This window comes from Roseiconus lacunae, from assembly GCF_008312935.1.
GTDB classification, from domain to species: Bacteria; Planctomycetota; Planctomycetia; order Pirellulales; family Pirellulaceae; genus Stieleria; species Stieleria lacunae.
Window position 1 is genome coordinate 168,007 of sequence record NZ_VSZO01000015.1, and the last position, 24,389, is coordinate 192,395.

The window sequence follows — 24,389 nt, forward strand, 5'->3', positions numbered from 1 at the left end:
GAAGCGGTTGTTTTGAAGTTCGTGCATGACAGGCCGGTAAAATCGGAATAACCTGAATTACCGGAAAAGTCGTTTCGGTCGCAAGCCGAGACGCTGTCTTGACGGCCCAGAATCGAGCCTGGGGAATTCCCCAGGGCCCGCAGAACCCGCTGTTTGACAATAAAAGCAGCTACCCGCTGGCAGGCGTTTCATTTAGGCTAGAGGTCTGCCGAAACTGCGTGAAACTGAGTTCAAACAGCTTGCGCCTTGTGCGGTGTTTCGTTTTTAATTTGAGATCAGGCGATTTGCGTCAGCCACGTTTTCCGTGCAAGAGCGGAATCCGTGCGATCATCGGGGCCAGTGCGATTATGGGTGCCAGAGCCCGTCGGCTGATAAGCCGATCCCGAAAAGTGGGGCGAGACGCTGCACCGACGCTCTGATTGTTCAACCATCCGTGTCGGCATATTGACACTCCCCCTCGTTCGTTGTTCCGATCCCTCGCATGCTGAAAGCTCTCGAACTGGCCGGCTTTAAAAGCTTTGCGGATCGGACGCGTTTCGATTTTCCCGATGGGATTACCGTCGTCGTTGGTCCCAACGGTAGTGGAAAGTCGAACATCGTTGACGCGATGAAATGGGTGCTGGGTTCGCAAAGTCCGAAAGGTCTACGCGGGAAGGAGATGTCAGATGTCATCTTCAAAGGGTCGCAGACGCGACCGCCAGCCGGTGCCGCCGAAGCGACGATTGTGTTCGACAATTCGCAGGGCAACCTGCCCATCGACGCCCCCGAAGTTCACGTCACACGTCGGGTTTATCGAAGCGGCGAAAGCGAGTTCTTGATTAACGGTGAATCCGTTCGCTTGAAAGATGTACGCGATTTGATTCGCGGTACCGGAATCGGGATCGATGCCTACAGTTTGATCGAACAGGGCAAGGTCGATCGGATGTTGCAGGCGAACGCGAAAGACCGCCGAGCCATCTTTGAAGAAGCTGCTGGGATCAGCCGTTTCAAGGCGAAGAAGCTCGAAGCGGAACGTCGACTTGCTCGTGTTCAAACCAATCTGACGCGGCTGAGTGATATCGTCGAAGAGGTGGGAACACGATTGCGTAGTGTTCGCAGTCAAGCCGCTAAGGCGGAACGCTATCGACAAGCCACGGAGCGTTTGAAGGAATTGCGGACCGTGATCGCCTGGAATGACTGGGCGAATTTGAACGAAGAACTTGAGGCCTGTGAGACCGAACTTGCTGAGTCGAACAAGCGTCTCCGTGAACTGGAAAGTGAACGGGAAGAGATCAACGCGAAACGACAAGCCGCCGATTTAGAGCTTCAAACGATCGCCGATCAGGCGCGTGAACTAGAGCAGCAGCGGCACGAGTTGCTTGCCCAGGCGGCAACGTTGACCGGCCGGAAAGACGCGGACGATGGATCGGTCGGCGAAGTACGAATGTCGATCGCCGATGCTTTGCGTCGTAGTCGCACGCTTCAACGCCAAGCTCGAAAGGCAGACGAGGATCTTGAGCAAGCCGTCGCCGATCACGCCCGTGGTGCGACCGAACTGAAAGAGATTCGGGTCCGCAACGAAGAACTGGAAGCAAAGCGGAACCAAGTCCAAGCAGAGACGGATGAGATCCTGCAGCGACGCGAGGCGATCTCCAAGCAGCACCTCGATGCGATCCGCCGTGTGTCCGAAATGGAGGTTCGCATCCAGCGATCGGAAACGCAATTGTCCGAGTCGGATCGGCAACTACAGAGCCTGCAAAAACGATTAGATGATTCACAGCAATTGCTTGCCAAGGCAGAGTCGGAATCGAAAGCCGCGCAGGAACGCTTGGATGATCTTGAAGGGCAAATTAAAGCTTCCGATGCCGAGTTGCAGGTTCAAAAGACGAAAACAGAACAGCACCGCGATGTGCTGGACAAACGCAGCGGAGAAACGGCAACGCTGAGGACACGGCTAGAAGGTGTTCGGCAGCGTTACTTGGTATTGGAAGATTTGGTCAAACGGCACGAAGGCGTCGCCGGTGGCGTGCGCGCGGTATTGCAGCACGTCGCCGACCCGGACCATCCGTTGGCCGATAGCGTGCTTGGGATGGTTGCGACACTGGTCAACGTGGACGTTGATAAGGCTCCAATGATCGACGCCGCACTTCGTGAGCGATCGCAATTCATTGTCACCCGTGACGGCCAACTTTCCGATGCGATCGTTAGCGGTGACATCGAAATCGATAGCCGCGTCGGGATCATTCGGATGGATCATCTTCCCGAGCCCCCTCGTGAAAACCGAATTCAATTGGACGGTTTTCAGGGGGTGATCGGTCGCGCCGATCGTGTGATCGAAAGCGAAGGCGAAGGTGCGAAACTGATTGGGCATCTCCTGAGTTCAACATGGTTGGTCGAAGATCTGGAGACGGCCACCCGCGTGCGTCGACTCTGCGGACCCGATCAGCAGATCGTGACCCGTCACGGGGAAGTGCTGATGGGCGACGGCAGTATGATCGTCGGTCCCGCTGGTGCCACCGCGGCGTTGGTTAGCCGACGAAGCGAAATGAACGCCGCCGCCGAAGAGATCGAACAGTTCACTTTTGAAATTTCTGAAAACGACGAAGCGATTCGTGAGTTGGCGGCATTGGTCGATGAGTGTTCCAACACATTGGGGCGGATGGAGATCAGCCACCGAAACTTAGAGACCGAAAAGGCGGCGGCCGAAGCAGATTTGCGTCACGCGATCGAGCGGAACCAGGCTCGGCAGTCGGCACACGATCAGTTGACGAGCGATTTTCAGTCCACTGAAATGGAGCGCGATAGGGCTAAGCAGGAAGCGGCCGAGCTATCTGAGTCGATCAAGGAATCGCGTCAAGTTATCGAAAGACTTGAAAGTGATGCGGCGGAAGTAGAAGAAATGTTGTCCGAAACGCAGCAGGCGTTGCAGTCTGCATCGAGTGCGGTCATGACGGCGTCGGTCGAACTTGCCCGCGCCGAGCAGCGGCAAGAAGCCCTCGCCGCACAAATCGAATCGCAGCGCCGTGAGCAAGAAGAGCGTCAAGCTTCGGTCGAAAACGCAAGTGTGACGGCACAGTCCGGCTACGCCCGCCAAGCCGAACTCAAGCAGCGGATCGAAGAAACGGTCACTCAGCTTGCCGATCTCAAACGGCAAACCGATCAACAGCAAATCGAACTGCACTCGCTCGCCGAAAAGGCGCAGCAACTGCGTCAATCCAATCGTGCGATCGCAGAAGCCGGTGAAGCGGTGATCAAGAGCGCTGCCGAAACCAACGAACGCGTTCATGCGGTCACCAGTCGGCGTGACGCTGCCAAAATGAAACGCGGAACGTTGTCAGAGCGGATTGCCGAGGATTACCAGATCGATCTTGAAAACGACGAGCCGCCCGAGGAACTGGCGGAGATTGAAAACCGCGCCAAAATGGACGAGGAAATCAATCGACTACGCGAGCAACTGCAGCGCACCAGTAACGTCAACATGGAAGCGCTCGCGGAACTCGAAGGTCTGCAAGAACGCTACGATCACCTTAGCGGTCAATACGAGGATCTCGCGGCCGCGAAGGATTCGTTGCAGCGTATCATCGGTCGAATCAATGCGGATAGCAGACGGTTGTTCCTCGACACGCTCGAAGCGATTCGGCAGAACTTCCAGAAGCTCTACCGAAAATCGTTCGGTGGCGGACACGCAGATTTGGTGCTCGAAGAGTCCGATGATCCGCTCGAAGCCGGCGTGGAGATCGTCGCGACGCCGCCCGGCAAGCCGAGTTTCAGCAACTCATTGCTGTCCGGTGGCGAGAAGGCGCTGACGGCAGTCGCGCTGTTGATGTCGATCTTTCAGTATCGCCCAAGTCCGTTCTGTGTGTTGGACGAAGTCGATGCGCCGTTTGACGAGGCCAACATCGGCCGATTTGTCATGGTGCTCAATGAGTTCCTCGATCACAGCAAATTTGTCATCGTCACACACAGTAAGAAAACGATGACAGCCGCGACCACCTTGTATGGTGTCACGATGCAAGAATCCGGAGTCAGTAAACGGGTGTCGATCCGATTCGAAGATGTCAGTGAGGACGGCGAGATTAGCGAAGGTGAGGCCGCTTAAAGCGAAATCGTCGCATTTTAGTGACCAAGTTCGAAACCGAAACGCGACATGACACCCCAGGACTCTCTCGCGCCTGATCAGCCGATTCGCGTCTACCGTGGTTCTCACTTGCCGATCAGACGATTGGCCTAAGCCACGGTTCCTATACGGTGAACGTGGACGACGCCAATTGGGCTGAACCAATTTCCGGGCATTGACCACGGTTTTAGCGTCCGGGATGTCTTAAGACTCGTCTTGACAGCGCTGCCGAGCGTCAGGACGTGACCGGCGGTTGGCTGACTTTGGAGAGCATCGTGTCGACGCGGTCGAGTAACCGTTGTGCGTCGTCAACTTTGCCAGCCGAATCGTCGGTTGCCATGGCAACGAATCTCGCGTTACAGTGCGGACAGCAGACTTCGCGTCCCAGCAGAGACCCACGGATCTGAATTCGCCGCCCGCAGGTTGGGCACGATCGCGTGAATCGAATCAGACTGTTAGATTGCATCAGCCACTCCTATTTTAGTATCCGTCGCAAAGAAGGCTGTTAGGGCAAAAATCTATCCCTACAATTGCCCTTTATCAAGCTTAAAATTACCAAATCGCAAATCGGTGGCTATACGCATGCCCAGGCAGGCTGCTTTAGACCCCGTGTTTTGCGGGGTCGATCCGACCTCCCCGTCGTTCAGAAAGTTGTAGGAATTTTCCTGCAAGTCCGCTTTATGTCCAGTCACAGACCGCTTTTTATCACCGTTGACGGCATCGATGGCGTCGGCAAGTCTACGCAAATCGCCTCTCTGAGCGGACTATTAACCGACCGAGGGCATCGCTGTTTGTTAACCCGAGATCCGGGGACTTCTGAGATTGGACAGCGATTGCGGGCATTGTTATTGGAAAGTGACCTCACGATGCACCGACGTACCGAGGCCATGCTATTCATGGCCAGTCGCTGTGAGATGGTTGAATCCACCATCCGTCCGGCCCTTCGCGATGGGGTGTCTGTGATCTCTGATCGATTTCTACTCGCCAATGTGGTTTATCAGAGCATCGGCGACGGGGGAGCAGAGATGGTCGATCCAGAATTGCTTTGGAAATTAGGGCGATTGGCCAACGGTGGTATTCAGCCCGATTTAACTCTCTTGCTGGACATGCCCGCGGCCGCGGCACTTGCACGCATTAAAGGCCCACGTGATCGAATGGAATCGCGCGGTGAAGGCTACCTGGAGCGAGTCCGTCAGGCATTTTTAGAGCAGTTGCCTCAGTCCAGTGACGCGACCGTTGTTATTAATGCTGACCAACCGGTCGAATCGGTCACTGCGGAAATTGAATCGGCGATCGCTGATTACGCCGCATGTCAAAGCGGGTAGCGTAGTCCAAAGAATTCGCCCGAGGGAATCATCCTTCGACGCCCCACGGATCATCGGCGCGGTCACTACGGCCGATCGACTAAGACCTTTCCCTGCACACGCTGCTCGCCATAAACCGCGACGGGGCGAAATCGTAGTGGGCCGCCACCAAGCTTATTCGCTTCGATGGTAAGCTCCGCACTCGTTTGGTCAGTCGAGGCCACGACGGATCCGAAGTGTTCGATTTCAATGCGATCGGCACCTTCGCATTCGACTTTCATTTTGATTGGCGTCGCGAGTGATCCATCGTTGGCTAGTCCGTCGACGTTTTTGCGTGTTTGAACGATCGTTGCCTTCGGGGTGGCAAGTGGTCCCGGGGTCTCGATTTCTGCCGCAAACGAAATCCTCGGTTCGGTCCGCTCCACGCCGGTGATTGTCGCACGAATATCAAAGACGCCCGACGCATCGGCAGGCCAATTGATGTCGATGTTTTGAGCGGCCGGGATGGTACGAATTGGTTTTCCGTTGATCGATAGCTCAACCGTCGCTGCCGGACTTTTCGGCACGTCCAAATTTAAGGGACGTCGACTGATCCGAAGCTTACCCTTTTCGCCTTCAAGGTATTCGATGTCAACGATTTCGGCGGGCGCTTTTGCGAACGGTTGTGCGAGCGGGTCGCCGACGATCAGCAATTGGTACGGTGAGAGTACAGATTGATAGAACGCTTCGATCGCCGAAAGTCCGCGGGCGTAGTAGGCGTACATCATCGGCGACGGAAATTTGAAAGGCAAAGAATACGGTTCGGCGACGGTGCCACTGCTCATCGCGGCACCGGCAGTGAGAAAGTCGGTCAGTTTCGTTTGTGAGGCGTTGTCGAACGCGGCACCGTAACTGGTTAGATTTTCGGCGATCGCCCCGGGCACCAAATTCAGCGGCGTGCGATTGAACGGGACGGTTGCCGCACCGACCATGCTACCGGCGATTTTTCCGGGACGCTCCGGGATGACGGTGCGAAAAATCTCAGTTTCGAAACCGTGTTCTTGTAGGTAAACGGATGCGTCAGCGATTCCGCTAAAACGTGTCTTCGCGCGAACGCCAGAGTTGGCCCCGAAGGTGAAGCGTGCTTTCGGAAACGTTCGATCGGATTGACTGGCTCGCTCGAGGATTCGCACCGCATCACTGGTCGTCGAACCACGTTGGTGGATCACGGCTAACATGCACGACATCATGTAGGGCGTGCCACCCTGTTGAATGCTGACGCGCCGACCGGTGGTCGCCCAACCAACGGCGCCCGAGAATCCGATCGGGCCCTGCCATGCAATCGGGCTGTCGTCCATCAACGGTAACGCCTTTTGAAGCTCCGGATCATCAAGGTGTTTGTCGAGTTCGGGCGTGTCCTTGAGATAGCTCGATGACCACCAGCCAACTTTGATCGCTGCTTTGATCATTTCGACGGCTTTGTCGTCTTCGTCAGACAACGAAAACGCTTTGGCCGCGTTGAGTGCAAGTGCCGGCATCTCGGGATGCTTTTGCTGAAGTTCTTCCCAGACCTTTGCCGACTCGGCAGGCTTTTGTTCTTGATCGAGCTTGCTGGCGGCTTCGAACATCTCTTTCAGCTCACCAGAGAAAGGATTGCGAAAGTGGCGATCAAATTTACCCCGTGCGTATAGATTTGACCCGAAGCTTAAATAGCCTGGGTTGTCGGTGAGAACAAAGCGATAGAAGTAGGTCAGCCCATTGAGAGATGCGGTGGGACGCTGGTATTTTTTTTCGGTACCTTCGGGGAGCTGATCGGCATGGGCTTTGATTTTGACCGCGTGAGGAAAGTCTGCCGAGTATGCGATCACGCGAGCGAGCGGGGAGAGCTTTCGAGCATCAAGTTGGGCAAGCACCGGTTTGAGGATTTTGTCGCGAAATGTCTCCAGTTCGATCGCCGTGTCGGTAGGCACATCATCGAGGACAATAACGTTTTGAAGCGGAATCTGTCGCAGGTCGACGTAATGATTGGCGATCGTTCTTGAAATTGTCGAGTCGCCGTTGACGACCACGATCACGTTTTCGCTGCTCAGGCCTCCCCGCGCCGGCGGGACCATCAAAGCAGCGATCACAAGGCTGAACAGAAGCGGAATGCCGCTTTGCTTTAGAAAACGGCTCAGGTTCAATGGCATGATGCGAGAGGGCATGGTGAGGGGCGTTTCGGAAAAAACTCCAATTCGACAGACGTTGGAGTATTCTAGCAGTTATGTATCCCCGCGCTCGGGCCGCTCAGTCCTGGGCGTCTTCTCTTCTGGATAGTTGGTGCGATGACGAATGTAGTATTGCGGATTGCCGGGGTGGCGGCGGCTTGCCTCATCGGATTAGTGGCCGAACGGGCGTCGGCGGACGTGATTTTGTCGGTCAACAGTGGCTCGATGCAAGCCGGCGGGGCACTCTCCTTGGACGTCGTTGTTTCAGACACTTCGCCAACGGAAGGGATAGCGGAGATGGCGCTCGTTCTAGAGATCACACCACTGACCGACGTCGGGGATTCTTCGTTGAACTTTGTGAATCCACAATCAGAGGCCTACTTGGAAGAAGCCGACTACGTGTTTTTTGACAACAGTGACGTCGTATTAAATCCCGGCGACCCTGTCGCGACTGTTGGTCCGTTTGGTCAGGTCGTTGAATTCTTTGATTTGACATTCGACTTTAACAATGAGTTAGCATCTCCAGGGAAAGTCTTGGCAACGATTCAGTTGGAACACCTGCTCGGCGGTGAATCGATTGCGAATGTGATCGGCGATGAATTTGAAATTGCAGTGAACACGGACTTCACCGAGTTCTTTAACGCCGCCGGCGATCCTGTCTTTGTCGATCTTGCCGGTACGACTTCGGGAATGGTGACGATCACCGCAATCCCCGAGCCAAGCACGTTAGGGCTATTGGCAATTGCCACCACGGGGTTTGTCTTACGTCGAAGACGTCATTGAAGCTTTTTCGAATCGAGCTTCACGTCGCGGAACGCGGCGGCAGCCGGTAGGTCCCTGACTACGCGAAAACCGTGGCTAACGCCATTGGGCTGATCCTGTCATTCCCAGTCGATTGCAATGATCAGCCGTACGCTTTTCGCCGCATCGATGTTGAGCCAGTAACCGTGGCAAACGTCATACGGTTCATCGTCACTTCATCCGTCGACGAAGCACTCGATTAATTTTGGCGGCTATGCGAACTGTTCGTTGAGGCGTCCTTGGCGATCAGCTTGCCAAATCTTTTGAGTGTTCATTTCCATTGCCGTCAACCATCCGCCGCCGTAGCAATAGGTATCCAGGCAGATCAGATGTCCGGCGTGAAGGATTTCGCCGTCGCGATTGGCGGTGTGACCCACGACCGCAGTTTTTCCACTGATGTGTTTTGACGGGATCCCGTTAGTCAACGAGTACCATCGCAACATCTCGATCTCTTGTTCTTCGAACGTGGCCTCGGGATCGTACGCGGCGTGGGTAAAGAAAAACTCGCCGTGGGCGTAAAAGTCGCCGAGGGAATCGAGGAACTCTTTGTGCGGTTCGGGAAGGAAATCCAAGTCGCCGTCAAATCCATAGCTTTCAAGCGTTTCGACGCCGCCGTGCCGTAGCCATGCGTGATGTGCGCCACCGTGATTGAGAACCTCCAGCATCATTTCTTCGTGATTGCCGAGGATGCCGACCAATTGGGTGTGATTGGCCAGTTCGATCAACACATCGATGACTCCGCGCGAATCGGGGCCACGGTCGATGTAGTCACCGAGCGTCACAACGGTGTCGCTGGGTTGAGGATTGATCGCCTCGATCAGCCGTTCCAGTGCCAATCGGCAGCCGTGGATATCGCCGATCGCAATGAGCCGTTCACTCACAGATTTAACCTAGCCAACAGGGTGGGGAGCTTGATGTCTGTTCGGGCTGTCTGAAGCGAAGTCTCGAAAGCATGCACAGCCGCTGTGTACAATTGGAACAATTCCCGCGTTTTGGGGATAGGCGGGTGAACGGCCGGAATTCGGGCCCACTGTCGACCCAACGATTCCCCCCAAGGGGATGGTTGGTCGGTGGCACGCGATCCGGCGTAAGGTCGTTTCTCAGTTGAGTTTCGGTGGCTTTTACGCTAACAGCGACCTCATGCGAATGGTCGTCTCCGTTTACCCGTTAAGCTAGAATAGTTACCGTTGACGATGTACGCGTCGAAAAACGCCGCCACGATCGCCGACGTGTCATGCGAGTCGCCTAAGAAGGACATCAGAGGTCGGAACAACAATGAGTTTTTCGCAATCGGATTCGACCGATCTGGACTCGCCCGAACAAAAGACACTTGATTCTGCCGCGTCCCGGCCACGTTCGGTTAACGATTCTCGGTCACTTGCCGGTCATCAGGGGCCGTCTGACGCTGCCGACGGTGACGTCGACGCGTGGAGCGAAGAAGAGCTGGAAGAGGAGGCGGTTTTACAGACCGATGAATCGGCAGCGTTGTTCGGTAGCATGGCCGTCCACATTCTGATCATTGTCGCATTAGCGATCATGCCGACCCAGCTCTTTGAGGAAGAAGAAGCGGTCGTCATCGTGTCGCCTCCGGTCGAATCGGAAACCGAACCGATCATCGAGGAAGTCGTCTATAGCGAGATTCCAGAACTTGCGCCGGGAGCAAACAGCACTGCCGAAGCAGAGATGGCGGAGGCCTCGGCGGAAATGTTCGCTGAAATGGCCGAGATTCCGAGCCCGGTGGAGCTGGAAAAATCTGATCTCGGCGACATCGAGGTTAACCGGATCTTTTCCCAGCCGATGGCTCCGATGGACCGTTTGGTGGATCGCAAAGGAAACGTCGGTGAGGGAACCACAGGAGCTTCGGGGGCTGTCGACCGTTTGACCTACGAAATTCTACAGTCGATGGAAGAACGCCCCACACTGGTGGTTTGGCTGTTTGACCAAAGCGGTTCACTTCATCGCCAGCGCAAAGAGATTCGTGATCGATTTGACCGGATCTATGATGAGCTGGGGATTCTGGGGGATTCTGAAAGCAGCGCAGACGACGAAATTGCCTCCAAAAAGCCTCGCGGAATGAATCATGACGCTCAGTTGCTCAACTCCGTGATTGGATTCGGCGAAAAAATCACGCTCTACACCGAGACTCCGACCGAGGATATCGCTGAGATCAAATCGATTGTCGATCAGATCGAAACCGACACGTCCGGCGTTGAACGTGTCTTTACAGCTGTTAAGAGTGCGGCCGATGAGTACAAGTCGTTGCGAGTCAGTCGTGGAGGAAATGGTCCGCAACGCAATGTACTGTTGATCGTTGTGACCGACGAGAAAGGGGACGACGACATGCACGTCGAGGACGCGATCGGAGTCTGTCGTAAGTACGGCATGCCAGTGCACGTGATCGGAGTTCCGGCACCGTTTGGGCGAGCCGAAACGTTGGTCAAATATGTCGATCCTGACCCCGAATACGATCAAACGCCACGTTGGGCGTCGGTCGACCAAGGTCCCGAATCGTTCATGCCCGAGCGGGTTCAGTTGCCATTCACCGCTGATTTTAGTCAAGAGCCAACGATCGATAGCGGTTTCGGTCCCTATGCCCTGACACGACTGAGTTACGAAACCGGCGGAATCTATTTCAACGTTCACCCCAATCGCAATGTCGCCCGCAAAGTCCGTCGTCGCGAAGTCGCCGCCTACGCTTCGGAAATGGAGTACTTCTTCGATCCAGTCGCGATGTCGAGGTATCGCCCCGATTATCTTTCGCCTCGCGATTACATGACGAAGGTCCAGTCCAGCCCGCTTCGTAAATCACTGGTCGCTGCGGCTCAAATGAAACCCACCACCGGGATCACGAAACCACGATTGGAGTTTCTCGGCGTCGATCAAGCGCGGTTGTCGACGTTGTTAACGCAAGCACAGCAGCAAGCCGCGCGGTTGGAGCAGCCGCTGGTCCAGATGGCGTTCACGCTTCAGCCCGGCATGGAGTTCCGCGATCAAGAAGATAGCCCGCGCTGGAAAGCGGGCTACGACCTCGCAATGGGCCGAGTACTCGCGCAAAAGGTTCGCACCGAGACCTACAACGCAATGCTGGCGAAGGCGAAGTTAGGCATGGCCTTCAAAGAAGAGAAAAACAACACGTGGTTACTCGAACCGAGCGACGAAGTGTCTGTCGGGAGTAAGTGGAAACGAGAAGCCGAAACCGCTCGAATGTTGCTCGAGTCCGTCGTCAGTGATCACCCGGGGACACCGTGGGCACTACTGGCATCGAAAGAATTGGAAGTGCCGATCGGTTGGAAGTGGACTGAGAAGTTTACGGACCTCTCGCCCCCGCCGCAACGACGCCCAGGGAACAACAACAACAATCCACGCCCGCCGCGCGACGACGAAAAACGAATGCTCGAAAAGAAGGCTCCCCAGCGGCCGATTCCAAAACTGTAGCCAGGCTTGGTGAGATGTTCCTCCCAACGCCATCCTTGTGCTTTGTTTCAGTTTAGTCCTTGCAACAGCAGAATGGCATTTGCCGCGGCTTCGGAGCAATGACCGGTGCGAACGCCCGTCGGATGAAGACTCGCACCCATACTTCCAAGTGGGACAACGCCGGAAAAGCGGTTTTCGATCGCTGGCGGCATGTGGATTGGCCGCGGAAACGCCGGTTTGATATCGTGTCGTCGCACCGTGTGGGTGAAGAGCACCGTGTGGGGAAAGAGCCGGTGGCGATTTCTTCGGAACGGTCTTTCGCAGTACCTTCTCGATTTGGTACTGCGTGAACGAGTTGCCAATCCTTCAACTCGTTTTCGGGGATCCTCCGATGCTACGTCCCTCACGACGAACGCTTACCCTTATGACGCTGGCGTGTCTGTGCGCCGTTTTCGCTGGGCCAGCCGCCGTTGCCGCTCCGCCCAGTTTGATGCGTCTGTTCGGGAAGGCCAAGCCGATTGAGAAAGCTGATTCGTATGTGCTGACCGAAGAAGATGGTCCCTGGTTGCTGCTGGCGACAACGTTTGTTGGCGAAAACGCAAAGCAGCGAGCGGAAAAGGCAGCGATAGAAATTCGTTCGAAACTGCGGCTGCCAGCCTTCATCTACCAGGAAGACTTCAATTTCACCGGGACTGTCGACCGCGATGCGCAGACCGGGCGTCGAATGCGGTATGCCAACCCACATCAGTATGAAGCTTACGCGGTCTTGGTTGGCGAATACGATTCGGTCAATCACGAGAGCATTGATCGTGATTTGGAAAAACTAAAAACCGTTCAGTTGGATGTCTTCAAAGACCCCAATGAAATGGCAGATGAATACAACACCGAAAGTCCTGCATCGGTGATCAAGGCCTTCGGTCAAAAGCTGTTCATGAATGCCAAAGGGAAGGCTCGCAATCCAATGGCGACTGCCTTCTTGACTCGCAATCCGATGTTGCCGGAAGATTTCTTCCAACAGCCGGAAGTCGATTCCTTCGTCCAGGAACTCAACGAAGGAATGGATTACAGCTTGCTCGAAAGCAAAGGAAAGTTCACCGTGGTGGTTCGTACGTTTGGTGCGTGCGGGACAATCGCCGGCGCAAAGAATTCGGAAAAGTTCAAGCCCAGTGCCGAACGGATGGATCAATTCGCTAGGCAGGCAGGGAAGATGGTCAAAGCGCTTCGAAAGCAGGGCCATGAAGCATATCAGTACCATGATCGTGATCGGTCGATTGTCACGATCGGCAGCTTTGATTCACTTGGCCGAGAAATCGGTGGCCACTTCGAGTACAGCCCGGAAATCAAGCGAGTGATGACGGAGTTCAGCGCCTTGAACGCACCCAATTCGAGATCGCTCAACGGCGGCAAGGCCTACATGGCCAACCATGTCGCGATGATCCCATTTGACGTCCAGCCGGCACCGATCGCCGTACCGAAAGCCAGCAAACGCAGTCTGTACAGCGCCCTTCGCTAAGCGTTCGGCGCCATGATGCTTCGTTCCAAAGCGATTTTAGGATTAGCCGCATGGCGTTAGCCACGGTTGCGATGCAATAACCGGGCTAAGCAGGCAAACACGAGTCTTTGGGTTTAAACATCTGGATAACACCTTCCCGCTTACGGGAGGGTCGGACGAGCAAACGGCCGGGGAGGGTGCCCTCTCCGGGCCTGAAGGCCCGACTCTCCCAGTGGGAGAGTGAAATGACTTAAGCCGAATCTTTCGTGTTCAACTGCTTCACACCCGTCGGTTGATGACTCGAACCCGTATTCTCAAATGGAACGAAGCACTAGGCGTGCAATCATCCGATGAGCATTCAAGGTCGACGTACCGCGTCGGCCTTGTTTGCGTTTTCGGGCATCGCTGGGGCCCGGGTTCGGTTCGACAAATTCTGCGGGTTCTTCCGAATGTATCAAGAAACCGGCCTCGATCGTCGATGAAAGAACCGTGAGAGGTCTTTGGCCTTGGTTCTCCGTCGTTGAAGTCTGCCGTAGCGGTGGCTTGACGACGGCTTTCGGTCAACCTATGCTTTCATCCTTAACCTTAAGGGCGGCAAAGGGTTACATCGTTCGCCCGTGCCCAATGGGAACAGGTGTAGCGATAACGGGAGTCGGGAGTGACCAAGAAAGACATCGTCCGAACCATTTCTGACGAAGTAGGCCTCACACAGCAACAGACCAAGAAGATTGTCCAAAGGACGTTCGATTCCATCATCGATACGCTTGTGCGTGACGGAAGGATCGAGCTGAGGAATTTTGGCGTGTTCGAAGTCAAGCCACGGGCGGCTCGCCGAGCGAGAAACCCGCGGACAGGTGACGAGGTGATCGTGCCCGAAAAGCACGTTGTGACCTTCAAGCCAGGAAAATACATGGAAGCCCGAGTGCAGGAAGCTGATCTCGACCACCCAGAAACACTGGGCTCGGCTGAGGAGCCTGCCGCACCGCTGGGATCCACGAACCCTTCCAACAAAATTTCCGGTCGCTGGGACGAGGATTGAACAGCGTCCGAACACCGGCACTGCAATAACGAGAAACGTTCACGGAGGAACGTCCCATGCGTCGTCTATTCCAGATTACTATGCTCGCGGTTTGCGTCGGCAGCACCGTTGGTTGCATGTTGCCGATCTACTCGCCAAAACCCGAACGCCGTGTTCAGCAATTGCTCTACACGTCAGAAGACATGCGATCCATCTTGGATGAATGGGAGCGGTTCTGGTTCTTGGACCAACCAAGTCACTTGACGCCGATCCGTACACACGGCGGCATCATGTAGCATCTGCGTTTAGACGCTTTGCTTCTGAACGGGTGTGCTTGAAGAGAAAGCCAGAGTTTCTGCCGGAACTGGCATCACGTTCCGGTCGAGCTCATGGGTTGTCATGAACGGCACGGACGCCATTGAATTCGAGTTGGTATCTTCCACGAGTTCAATAGCGTCCGTGCCGTTTCGTCTGCGCCAATCGATAGTGTCTGTCCGACATCGTCTTTTTTCACATGTCAGATAGACCGAGGGCGGTCAGTGGCACTCGCTGTGGTTGCCGCAAAACTGATCGAACGGATGGTAATCAACAAAAACACCTTCCCGCGAGCGGGAAGGTGGACGAACTTACTGCGGGTTTTTAACGCTATCGGATGATGTTGGTCAGTTCTTCCAGCATCTCGTCAGCGACAGTGATGGTTCTCGCATTGGCAGAAAAACCGCGTTGGGCGACGATCAGTTGGGTAAACTCCAACGCAATGTCAACGTTCGATCGTTCTAGCTGACCACCCATGATCTGGCCTCGACTACCGGTTGCGCCCAGTCCCAAAGCCGGGTCGCCACTGCTGATTGATTTTTGGAAGTAGTTGGCTCCAACGGCTTCCAATGCTGCGGAGTTGGGAAAACTCGCAATGGCCAATTGAGCAAGTGGGAGTGCTCGACCGTTTGACGCAAGTCCGGTCAATTCCCCCGATGTCGATACGGCGACTGAAGACAAAGCTCCCGGCGGAATCCCGTCTTGGACTTGCGTCATCGTGTAGTCGGCCGCGAGGTGACTAATGTCGCTGAAATCGAGTTCGATTGTCTGAGGGTTGGTGATTCCGTTGATCTGAATTTCGATATTAGCGTCGCCGACCCCGTTGATGCCGGCAATCGCATAGCTACCGTCTTCGTTGAACGTTAGGTTGAGGACTTGTTCGTCGATCATCGTTCCGGAAGAACTTGGGATGCTCGCGGTAACCGACCAGGTATTGATCGTGTCTTTCGTAAACGAAAATGTCATTCGGTGGCTTTCGCCCCGCTCATCGAACATGTCCATCGAGACATCAAACGAATCACCGTTCGAGCCTTCGGTGTCGACGAACATCGAATTTCCGGAGAAATTCGTCGCGCCCGTGTTTCCCGCCACGTCTCGGAACGTCAGGCTCAACAGCGCTTCGCCGGTGTCATCCGCGGTCACGGTGAGCGTTCCATCGGGTTGTAGTGCTGCGGCAGCGTCGACAAGGTTTGCATTGAGCGTGTCAACGACATCTTGCATCGTTGCGGTGTCGGCAGGCAGAGTCGCGGTAAACGATGATCCATCGGGATTGGTTCCGACCAGTTCGATCGTATCGCCTGGTGCGTAAGGCGTCGTGTTGATCGTCAGATCGTTGATCAAGGTCGCACCGGTGGCTGCTCCGCCACCATCTTCGAACCCACGGAAAGACGATAGCACCTCGGCTTCGGGCGGCGAAGAAGTGGAGGGCAAGTTACCGGTGAAATCGATGTTGGCAGTTTGCGTACCCGGTATGGCGGAACCGATGGGAATGTAGATCGTGTCGTCGCCTTCGGTTTGGAATTGAACTCCACCGTCACTCGCTTCGCCCAGGTTGCCGATTCGTTGAACGAGGTATCCGGTTGCCGGATCGACCAATCGTCCTCGATCATCCAGGGCAAATGCACCCGCACGTGTAAAGACCGGCTCGCCGGTCGGTGTCATGAGTGTGAAGAAGCCTTCACCCTGAATCGCATAATCAAAATCGCCTGTCGTCGTTTCAAGTGTACCTGGGCTAAAGTTTCGTGTGACTTGGGCGGTTTGAACACCGGTTCCAATCGCCTGAGGGTTGATACCGCCGGCGGTGTCTGATGATGCCGAACCACTTCGGTCGACGTTGTAGACCAAGTCGCTAAACACGGTCGATTGTGACTTGAAACCGACCGTGTTCATGTTGGCCAAATTGTTGGCCACCACGTCAAGTTTAGTTTGATGAGTACGAAGTCCAGTAATACCGGTCATCAAAGCTCGTGACATTCGTTTTGCCCCTTATGGAAACTCTAAATTGAGTGAAGTTGTCGATAGGTGTTATGTCTGATGGACGCTGCCGATCAGCAGCATTAGCGCCGATTCATTCGGCAACGCTATGCCGATGAGCAACACTTATTGGTTCGTCGTGGTGACGACGCCACGGCGTCGCCGGTGGGAATGGCAAATTGACTAGGCGGCCGCTTCACTAATTCGGGTGATCTGGTCCATGCCGACGGTGGCTCCGTCGACCATCAAGCGGACTTCGTTACCAGAAGTGAAAAGCTCCGAAACGGTTCCGGATTGCAATTCGCCAGTAATCGGATGCGTGTACTCAACCGACTTCCCGATCATTCCAACGCTTTCTGACAACTGTTGCATTTGCATGAATTGGCCGAACGAAGAATTCAGATTCTCGATGCCTTCAAGAATCGAAAACTGAGTTAAATCGTTGACCATCTTTTCCTGGTCAACCGGATCCATTGGATCCTGGTTCTTCAACGAAACCGTCAGTAGTTGCAGGTAGTCAGTTCTTGCAGTTGACGATGAGATTCCGTCCACACTCTTCTCCTCTAGGCAACGATATCTAAACCGCTCGGTCGGTCCGTGCGGTCAGTGTTCATGGGGATGGTCGCTTGCGCCATTCGTGGTTGTCCGAACGAAGGGCGATTGTTTTGTTGTTCCGATTGGGCGTCGTTCGATGCATGCTGGTCAAACGAGATGTCGACGTCCAATGATTCATAACCCAGCTCTTGCAGGCTTTGAACCAATTGATCTCGGTGGCTCATCAATAGCTCGCTGGTCACCATCTCGCTGGCAATGATTTTTGCTTCGACCGCATCTTCGACATGCGAGACTTCGATCGTCAGAAATCCCAATTCCTGCGGATGAATTTCCAAATAGACCGACTTGTTGTCAGTGACGGCACTCTCGACTGCCTCACCGATCGTTTCGCTGACCAAGCCAACGGCAGTCGCATCGGCAGTTCCGGTCAGCAGATCTTCAAGAGAAATGCTTCCGTCAAACTCCGTCGGTATCTCCGCCGCAGCAAGTGATGTCCCGCTGGCATTGATCGCGGCTACCTGATCGGATTCCAATGACGCACGATCAACCTGTACTTCGAATCCCAAGCCGGGTTTGTTGCCTTGACGTGACTGAAGTCGCAACGTCTCTAAAGCCAAGGTGGTCCCAAAGGTATTCGAATTACTACCGGTATCTTGGTTTAGATCGCTGTTCGCGAGATCGGCCGTTGCGTCGGCAGCTGTGTCGCCTTCAGTGGCGGCTGTTTCTAGGTTTGCTTCTCGTGCTAATCGGTACTTGTCAGCTTCTTCGACTGCTGCGGCAACCGAAAGCGTTGGCTGCTCGCTAACTTCAGCGGTGGCGACATCGCCGGAATCTCGATGAAAACCGTTGTGGAGATCAATCGCTTGGTCCACTACCAGATCAATGTCACCGTTCGATTCATTTCTTGCATCCGGTGCATCAACCTCCGGGCGCGCTGTGTCGATGGCAGCGTCGTTCGTCAGCTCTGACGAGATCGCTTCAGCACTGTTCGTTGCCGAGTCAATTCCGCTGCGCTTTGAATGGGGGTGGCTTTCGGAATCGACAGCGGTGGCTTCCGGACTTTCGGCGATGGGGGAATCGTTTATGGAGTCGACCAAAAGATTCGGCGCATCTTCTGAAATACCGTGATCATCTAGTTCCTGAGAAGCTTCGGTATGGTCATTCAACGCATTTGGATCAGTAACAGCCGGAGTCAAATTCGCAGGCTCGGCAACCTCGGCAGAAACCCCGATTGAAGATGTGGAAGTCGAATGATCATTCGCTGAACTGAGTTCTTCGCTTAACGATACAGACCGATCGGATTGGGGATCATTGGGTGACGAACTGTTCGCGTTAGATTCGCTCGGCTCGGTTGGGTTCGCGATCTGTTGAGCAGTAACTTCTGTGACTGCAATGTTCTCGGTGGCAGCGGTGTTCGTCACTGCTCGGCCGACGTGTTGACGCAGCGTATGATCGGTGATCGATTGAATCGTTTCTGGCGAATTGTTGTCCGCCGAAATGTCGATCGTCACCGTCGACTGAAGTGTCGAATCCTTGACTGCTTCGCTCACCAAGTTGGTATCAATCGGGTGAGAATCAATCGCATCGGCATCGGCTGTTTGTGAAACCAGCGAGGTTTGCAATTGGTGAGTTTGCAGTGCGGTTGAAGTCTCACTCTCAAGCCACAATGACTCTTCGTCTAACTCAGGGTTCGTTTGAGGAAGGGTTTCTATCAGTGGATTTAGCGTCGCATTTTTGTTAGTGCCATTTGCGTCAGCGCTCGACGTTGCGTTTAGAAGCGTCGCCGCTGCATCAACAGCATCTATGTCAGACTGGAGTTCGGCTTCGGTCAATGGCGACGGTGCAACGTCGTCTGATGCAACATCGGCTGTCTTGAGGGACGTCTCGATATCTGCACCGACATGGTTGCTTTGTAAAGCGGCAGCGGCATGTCCATCGGTTTCGCCGGTCGACGCTTGTGCGATGAAGGACTCGAATGTTTGAGTTACGTCACCTCCAATACCACCGGAATGACTGTTGGTGTCGGAGTGGGTAAAGGTAAGGCTACCTGCCCCGCCGGTAGCACCGAGCAACAAAGCGAATGGATCAGACATGGGGGTGAATGTATGGGAATCGGTCTCAAAAAATCGATTCCCGCCACTTAGGCAAACGCCGTGCCAATTGCACGCCGCGTCTCATTTAGCGGTTTTCAGATGGACCTAATTCTACAAGTCCGACAACCGGACTTTTTCGAAGAAGACTCAAGTCCATCGAAGGAAAGAATTGCTTTGCAAGCAGAGCAACTCTTTCCCACATCGATGTCGCTTTCCACTTGCAACCACTGATTGAGTCACAGTTGATTGCGATCATTTGGGCGAGTTGAGCATCGACCGAAAGACGCTAGCAGAGAAGAAGAGGGCGGTCAGAAATTCCCCGCTCATCGAGAGAAGACGGGTGTGAATGCCACACGCCGCGTATTCAACGTTCAGAGATCGGCTAAGCTTTAAGCCGCTTTGGATTCAGATTCGATTTCGCGATAGCGACGCATCTTGTTGGTAAGCGTCCGTGGCGAAATTCCAAGTTTTTCGGCGACGACTTGACGATTTCCGAACGCCTTAATCGCGGCAGTGATGATTTGGCGTTCGACTTCATCCAAGTTCATGTGTAGCCATTGGTTGGGAAGTCGTGCGTTCTCACTTGGAGGGCCTTGTTGTGGCGAATCACCTTTGCGTTCCAATTCAATCCCAAGATGATCCGTTGAGATCCGGGGTTGATCGGTGAGGACGCAGGCGCGGTGAATGACATTGCGAAGCTCTCGAATGTTACCCGGCCAATCGTACTTGGCGAGAAGCTTCATCGCCGCTGAATCGAAGCCTTCAATCGCTATCTCGCTTTCATTTCGGAAGGCGTCAACGAAATGCAATGCCAATACGGGGATATCAGCGACGCGTTGACGCAACGGTGGAATGTCGAGCGTGAGCACGTTGATACGATGCAGCAAGTCCAGGCGAAAGTCGCCGTCATCAACGGCTTGTTTCAGGTCACGATTGGTGGCTGCGACGATACGTACATCATGTTCGATCGAGGTACTGCTACCGACTCGTTCAAACGTTTTCGATTCGAGAACACGAAGCAATTTCGACTGCAATGACAGTGGGATCTCACCAACTTCGTCTAAGAACAGGGTGCCGCCCTTGGCCGCTTCGAAACGACCTTCTCGTGTCGCGATCGCTCCCGAGAAAGCGCCTTTTTCGTGGCCAAAGAGTTCACTTTCAAAAAGGTTTTCCGAGATCGCCGCGCAATTGACTGGAATAAACGGTTGCGTCGCACGAGGACTCGATTGGTGCACCAATTGGGCGAAAAGTTCTTTTCCAGTTCCACTTTCGCCGGTCAGTAACACGGGAGCCGCTGATCGGGCTGCACGTTTTGCGAACTGAATTAACGCCTCAACCTTTGGTGATTGTGTGATGATCATCCCCATTTGCCCCAAGGATGCTAGACGGATCAAACTCGCCGGGATCCTGAAAGCGGATTGCGGCGAACGTTGCTAGAATTGTTGTTGGCTTACCGTTTAACTGTGATTGTTAACACGGTAGGCATTTTGCATTTGGATCCCTCGAACGCTGCCCTGGATCCGTGGGAACAGACGCCTCAGTGAGTCAACGGAAGACTTTTCCAGCTGCGCAAGCTTCGGCATCAAGGATTGAACCAGTTCGATCGTCTCATCGGTAAGGGTCTTTAACGGGCCTGATAGCTCATTCGACTGATCCAGGTAGCTCTGGCGCAGCGGTCGTAGCTTATCTTCGGTTTGTTTGACCAACGCCATCTGCTCGCGTATCGGATCGACGGCGTGATGAGAATCATCGGCATACTGTTCGATGATTTGATTCAATCGTTCATAGTGTTGCTTCAATTCGCTGGTGTAACTGAGCAGCTGTGTTTCATTTGTTTCCGACATGATTTTCAACCCTCTCCACGATCAACTCGATTTCCTTACTTAATTGATCCAACGCTTCGACGTTTTTTTGTTCCGTTTCGGCGTATTTCAAGTACCACTTAGCGGCTTGAACCGGGTAGTCAGGAGACGTCTCATTCGCGATGTCTCGCAACGTCCCGATTGAAGATTCGAACTGTTTTTGTTTTTGCTGGCAGAGCGCGAGCAACAAATCCAACCACATCCGGTCTGATTGTGGCATGCTCTGGGTATCGACTTTTTGCAGCGCCTGAAGCGCTGCCTTGTAATTGCCTGTGCGATAGAGGCTTTCCCCTAACGCCAGCGTATTGACGGGAACGGGAAGAAGCTGTGTCCCGGTGACGTCTGGGTTGCCAAATTCAGGATCGCCGGAATCAGTTTGGTTATTCGCAGAGACCTGATCCGCGGCGGCAAGAGATTGGTCAACGGCAGGGTGAACTTTAGGAGGCTGCGTCGGTGCAGGCGTAACAGTTTCCATAGCCGGAAGCGGATGGAGTGGCGTATCAGTGTTCGCCGCAGCCGAGGGTATCGATCGCTGCGGATCGCGGCGAAGCTTCTGCAGCACGCGAATGCGCTCACGAATCTCTTTCAATTCACTCGCGGGGTCGGGTTGAAGTCCGGTCAACACGTCAAGGACTTCGTTAGGGGCCCCCGCCATTCCTCCAGACTCCGACCCTTGGGCAAGTGCTCGCGCGCCGGCCGTACTGTTGGAATTCGGGTTCGTCTTTTCGGTCGTATCTAAGTTTCGCATCCGTCGCAGGCGTTCGGTAGCATCCATCAGCGACTTTAGCCGTGACTCGAGCTCGTTGGCCGGGTCGCCGGGCAACTGCTCAAGTGTGGTTGCGGGCGCGTCCGATATCGCTACGGCATCTTGCGAATATGCCGGCTTGGAACAATACACAACAAGAGCGGCCATCATCAAAAGCATCGTTTGGCTGCTCTTGCTTGGCCACTTCTGTGTTTTTGAGAGAGTGAGAGGGCTGAATCGAGCTTGTTCAATCATGGAACAACGACTCCTTGGTTAGCATGACTCGAAGTTGTCTCGACTGGCTCGGGGAGCACGCCAGCGAAGCAAAGCGTCGCCGCATAGTGCTGACCCTTTTCGTTTAGCACCATGCCGAGCGTGTTGAGCGCTTCGGCTTGGACCGTTTGGTCAACTTCCAGGCGGGCGATACGCCGGCAAATGGATTCGCATTGTTCTAGCTTGCCGGCATCAAACTTAATCTTGGCATGAAGTAGTAACACCGTCGGGAGCAAATCGATGGATACCTGTCCGTAGTTACTGATCGTTTCGTCTGCCGCATCGAAGTGTCCTGCACCATACTGCGCTCGGGCGAGTTCAAGGCGAATTCGTTCGGACCAAAATCCTTTTGGGGCTTTCGCCAGGGATTCTTTCAGGCTCTCAACAGCTTTGTTTCGAATGCCGACCGAAGCATAGGCCTGCGAGACAATCAATGCATCGGCAAAACCCGCAGGATCATTGGGTTTTAGCGTCGCGAGGGCCATCACTAATCGTTGCCCCTCGTCTTGGAGTCCTCCACGCGACGGGTTGCGCTGGAAACGGGCGAATGAAGAGAAAACGCTAGCGACTCGCTGAGTCGCATCTCCTACGATGTGGGGCGATTGATCGAAGAGAACTTGGTTAGCAGAATCGGGATCTTCTGTCAGTAGGTATGCACGTGCGAGCATCATCGCACAGCGGCTGAGGACGGCCGGTTCCGTGGCACGTCGAAGTCCACGCGAGCCCGCCAATATCGCTTTGTCGGTTTGGCCGAGCTCCAGTTCAAGCTCAGAAATCATGGCGTAGACGTCGCCCTCAAGAGAAGCGGTGAGCGTCTGGTCAAGTGCCATATAACAAGCATTGAGCGCATCAAGTTTTTCGCCATCGGCGAGCTGCAGCGAGGCTTCGTTGAAATACAGCTTTGCACTCAATTCATGCATCGGGGTTTGTTCCCGTGCCATCTGATATTTCGTCCGAGCTTCTTCCCAGCCACCGGCGAGACGTGAGTTGTTGCCTTCATTCATGATCGCTGCCGTGCGCCGTGGCCCCGGTTCGACCTCCAGTTGAACCTGACGCAACATGCGCTGGGTCCGGGCAAGGTCGTAAGAAGCCAAGTCACGATCGGCGAGTTCTTCGCGATGCATGACGGAGACTTCGCCTTCGGACTGGCTCCAGGTCAGCGCCATCGACTCCAAAACGCTATCAAGCAAGAATGACACCGGCATCGCCGTCGTCTGAACGTTCGTCATTCGGCCGACAAGGTCTGTCTTCGCCTTTTCGGTGAGGTTGAACACCATACCCGAACCACGTTCGATTTCGGTTAGCAGGCCCAGAACACTCAGCCCACGAACGTTCGCTCCGACCAAGACGACCGACGCGTCTTTGTTGGGGGACTGCAGAACTTGAAGTTGGCTCGGCGGCGTCGACAGACCATCGACAGGTGCTTCCCAGTCGACGAGTTCAAGCACATGATCAACTGTAACGGCTGGCCAGTAATATTCCATCGGTTCGTTCTGCAACGCGTCTATGACGATCTGACTTGAAAGGACACGCTTTTGAAGGCAGTCAGAAAGTTGCGAAACTAGTTGTGCCCGAAGTAACTGCGGATACTTCGTTCCGCCATAGATCAAATACAGTTCACTGAGCAACGAAGCGGCATCATTGAATTGTCCGCGATTCTCCCAGACACGCGCGATCCCAAGCAGGCAATTCGCTTGAGCGACGGAACCTTTTTCAACAACGCGGATCGCGCTGCGGTAATGTTTGATCGCATCATCGTGTTCATGTGCCAATTCAGATGCGAGCGCGAGTCGTATTAGGATGCCGTTGTCGGTGGGGACATCGGCTGTCTGCAATAGTTTCTGATAGTGCTTCATCGCACCTTCGTAGTTCCCACCGAGCAACAAACGGTCGCCGAGTTCGACAACCGCCGAGTCTATTTTTTGGGTGCGTTTCATCGGCGGACTGATCTCACTCCAAACGTCATCGATTGGGTCGGCAGCAAGGTCGGTTTGTGACTCTGATTCTTGTACGGTCGGCGACTGGGGGTTTTCCCTCGTTTCGTCTGTGAAAGGCCATGTATCGTCGATTTCGTCACCTTGCTCGGCCAACACGTCGGCCGGATCGATGGTTTCGTCGATCGATTGTGCGGCAGGATCTTCGGTACTCGACGGCCAGTTATAGACCAGGCCTCCGATCGCACCGACCGTGAGAAACACGGTTATCCAGACGATTTCTGCTCGAAACACCAGTAAAAGCCCCGTTTGAAGACTGTTCGTTTC

At 54.4% G+C, this 24,389-nt stretch carries 17 protein-coding genes; 7 read left to right on the forward strand and 10 right to left on the reverse strand.

What is annotated here, in order from left to right; all coding sequences use genetic code 11:
- Window positions 1-481: 481 nt before the first annotated feature.
- A complete protein-coding gene (gene smc, locus FYC48_RS20240) occupies window positions 482-4,078 on the forward strand; it encodes a chromosome segregation protein SMC (protein WP_149498609.1) in 3,597 nt (1,198 codons plus the stop codon).
- Between the two features lie 253 nt (window positions 4,079-4,331).
- Here smc and FYC48_RS20245 read toward each other — a convergent pair whose 3' ends face one another.
- Entirely contained in the window at window positions 4,332-4,562 is a 231-nt protein-coding gene (locus tag FYC48_RS20245; protein ID WP_149498610.1) for a response regulator, read from the reverse strand.
- 214 nt (window positions 4,563-4,776) lie between these two features.
- Here FYC48_RS20245 and tmk point away from each other — a divergent pair, with 214 nt between their 5' ends.
- Window positions 4,777-5,421 (forward strand): dTMP kinase, encoded by a 645-nt coding sequence (gene tmk / locus FYC48_RS20250; RefSeq protein WP_149498611.1) that lies wholly within the window; start codon window positions 4,777-4,779, stop codon window positions 5,419-5,421.
- 65 nt (window positions 5,422-5,486) lie between these two features.
- Here tmk and FYC48_RS20255 read toward each other — a convergent pair whose 3' ends face one another.
- Window positions 5,487-7,583 carry a hypothetical protein gene (locus FYC48_RS20255; protein WP_149498612.1) on the reverse strand — a complete coding sequence of 699 codons (2,097 nt, stop codon included), beginning with the start codon at window positions 7,581-7,583 and terminating at the stop codon, window positions 5,487-5,489.
- A gap of 120 nt (window positions 7,584-7,703) precedes the next feature.
- Here FYC48_RS20255 and FYC48_RS20260 point away from each other — a divergent pair, with 120 nt between their 5' ends.
- A complete protein-coding gene (locus FYC48_RS20260) occupies window positions 7,704-8,369 on the forward strand; it encodes a PEP-CTERM sorting domain-containing protein (RefSeq protein WP_149498613.1) in 666 nt (221 codons plus the stop codon).
- 230 nt (window positions 8,370-8,599) lie between these two features.
- Here FYC48_RS20260 and FYC48_RS20265 read toward each other — a convergent pair whose 3' ends face one another.
- Window positions 8,600-9,268: a metallophosphoesterase family protein gene (locus FYC48_RS20265; protein ID WP_149498614.1), complete on the reverse strand. Its 669-nt coding sequence runs from the start codon at window positions 9,266-9,268 to the stop codon at window positions 8,600-8,602.
- Window positions 9,269-9,662: 394 nt separating this feature from the next.
- On the opposite strand from FYC48_RS20265, the gene FYC48_RS20270 reads away from it, so the two are divergent.
- The 4 genes from FYC48_RS20270 (at window position 9,663) to FYC48_RS20285 (ending at window position 14,607) form a co-directional block, all read left to right on the forward strand.
- Complete coding sequence (locus FYC48_RS20270) at window positions 9,663-11,822, forward strand: vWA domain-containing protein (RefSeq protein WP_149498615.1); 2,160 nt, start codon at window positions 9,663-9,665, stop codon at window positions 11,820-11,822.
- Between the two features lie 370 nt (window positions 11,823-12,192).
- Window positions 12,193-13,314: a hypothetical protein gene (locus FYC48_RS20275; RefSeq protein ID WP_149498616.1), complete on the forward strand. Its 1,122-nt coding sequence runs from the start codon at window positions 12,193-12,195 to the stop codon at window positions 13,312-13,314.
- Between the two features lie 637 nt (window positions 13,315-13,951).
- Window positions 13,952-14,332, forward strand: coding sequence for an HU family DNA-binding protein (locus FYC48_RS20280; RefSeq protein ID WP_149498617.1), 381 nt, complete (start codon window positions 13,952-13,954; stop codon window positions 14,330-14,332).
- Between the two features lie 56 nt (window positions 14,333-14,388).
- Window positions 14,389-14,607: a hypothetical protein gene (locus FYC48_RS20285; protein ID WP_149498618.1), complete on the forward strand. Its 219-nt coding sequence runs from the start codon at window positions 14,389-14,391 to the stop codon at window positions 14,605-14,607.
- A gap of 349 nt (window positions 14,608-14,956) precedes the next feature.
- Here FYC48_RS20285 and FYC48_RS20290 read toward each other — a convergent pair whose 3' ends face one another.
- The 7 genes from FYC48_RS20290 to FYC48_RS20320 form a co-directional block, all read right to left on the reverse strand.
- Window positions 14,957-16,600: a flagellar hook protein FlgE gene (locus FYC48_RS20290; protein WP_149498619.1), complete on the reverse strand. Its 1,644-nt coding sequence runs from the start codon at window positions 16,598-16,600 to the stop codon at window positions 14,957-14,959.
- A gap of 183 nt (window positions 16,601-16,783) precedes the next feature.
- Window positions 16,784-17,152: a flagellar hook assembly protein FlgD gene (locus FYC48_RS20295; RefSeq protein WP_149498620.1), complete on the reverse strand. Its 369-nt coding sequence runs from the start codon at window positions 17,150-17,152 to the stop codon at window positions 16,784-16,786.
- Between the two features lie 11 nt (window positions 17,153-17,163).
- Window positions 17,164-19,248, reverse strand: coding sequence for a flagellar hook-length control protein FliK (locus tag FYC48_RS20300; protein ID WP_149498621.1), 2,085 nt, complete (start codon window positions 19,246-19,248; stop codon window positions 17,164-17,166).
- Window positions 19,249-19,637: 389 nt separating this feature from the next.
- Complete coding sequence (locus tag FYC48_RS20305) at window positions 19,638-20,609, reverse strand: sigma-54 interaction domain-containing protein (protein WP_160149657.1); 972 nt, start codon at window positions 20,607-20,609, stop codon at window positions 19,638-19,640.
- Window positions 20,610-20,705: 96 nt separating this feature from the next.
- Window positions 20,706-21,092 carry a hypothetical protein gene (locus FYC48_RS20310; protein WP_149498623.1) on the reverse strand — a complete coding sequence of 129 codons (387 nt, stop codon included), beginning with the start codon at window positions 21,090-21,092 and terminating at the stop codon, window positions 20,706-20,708.
- Window positions 21,076-22,110, reverse strand: a complete 1,035-nt coding sequence (locus FYC48_RS20315; protein WP_160149658.1) for a tetratricopeptide repeat protein — start codon at window positions 22,108-22,110, stop codon at window positions 21,076-21,078. The genes FYC48_RS20310 and FYC48_RS20315 overlap by 17 nt, the downstream gene beginning before the upstream one ends.
- Window positions 22,107-24,356 (reverse strand): tetratricopeptide repeat protein, encoded by a 2,250-nt coding sequence (locus FYC48_RS20320; RefSeq protein ID WP_160149659.1) that lies wholly within the window; start codon window positions 24,354-24,356, stop codon window positions 22,107-22,109. Before FYC48_RS20320 ends, FYC48_RS20315 begins: the two co-directional genes overlap by 4 nt.
- Between the last annotated feature and the right edge of the window lie 33 nt (window positions 24,357-24,389).

Excerpts from the sequence above, each read along its gene's own strand:
- smc (WP_149498609.1), top strand. The coding sequence starts at position 482 with ATGCTGAAAGCTCTCGAACTGGCCGGCTTTAAAAGCTTTGCGGATCGG.
- FYC48_RS20245 (WP_149498610.1), bottom strand. The coding sequence starts at position 4,562 with ATGCAATCTAACAGTCTGATTCGATTCACGCGATCGTGCCCAACCTGC.
- tmk (WP_149498611.1), top strand. The coding sequence starts at position 4,777 with ATGTCCAGTCACAGACCGCTTTTTATCACCGTTGACGGCATCGATGGC.
- FYC48_RS20255 (WP_149498612.1), bottom strand. The coding sequence starts at position 7,583 with ATGCCCTCTCGCATCATGCCATTGAACCTGAGCCGTTTTCTAAAGCAA.
- FYC48_RS20260 (WP_149498613.1), top strand. The coding sequence starts at position 7,704 with ATGACGAATGTAGTATTGCGGATTGCCGGGGTGGCGGCGGCTTGCCTC.
- FYC48_RS20270 (WP_149498615.1), top strand. The coding sequence starts at position 9,663 with ATGAGTTTTTCGCAATCGGATTCGACCGATCTGGACTCGCCCGAACAA.
- FYC48_RS20275 (WP_149498616.1), top strand. The coding sequence starts at position 12,193 with ATGCTACGTCCCTCACGACGAACGCTTACCCTTATGACGCTGGCGTGT.
- FYC48_RS20285 (WP_149498618.1), top strand. The coding sequence starts at position 14,389 with ATGCGTCGTCTATTCCAGATTACTATGCTCGCGGTTTGCGTCGGCAGC.
- FYC48_RS20290 (WP_149498619.1), bottom strand. The coding sequence starts at position 16,600 with ATGTCACGAGCTTTGATGACCGGTATTACTGGACTTCGTACTCATCAA.
- FYC48_RS20300 (WP_149498621.1), bottom strand. The coding sequence starts at position 19,248 with ATGTCTGATCCATTCGCTTTGTTGCTCGGTGCTACCGGCGGGGCAGGT.
- FYC48_RS20305 (WP_160149657.1), bottom strand. The coding sequence starts at position 20,609 with ATGATCATCACACAATCACCAAAGGTTGAGGCGTTAATTCAGTTCGCA.
- FYC48_RS20310 (WP_149498623.1), bottom strand. The coding sequence starts at position 21,092 with ATGTCGGAAACAAATGAAACACAGCTGCTCAGTTACACCAGCGAATTG.
- FYC48_RS20315 (WP_160149658.1), bottom strand. The coding sequence starts at position 22,110 with ATGATTGAACAAGCTCGATTCAGCCCTCTCACTCTCTCAAAAACACAG.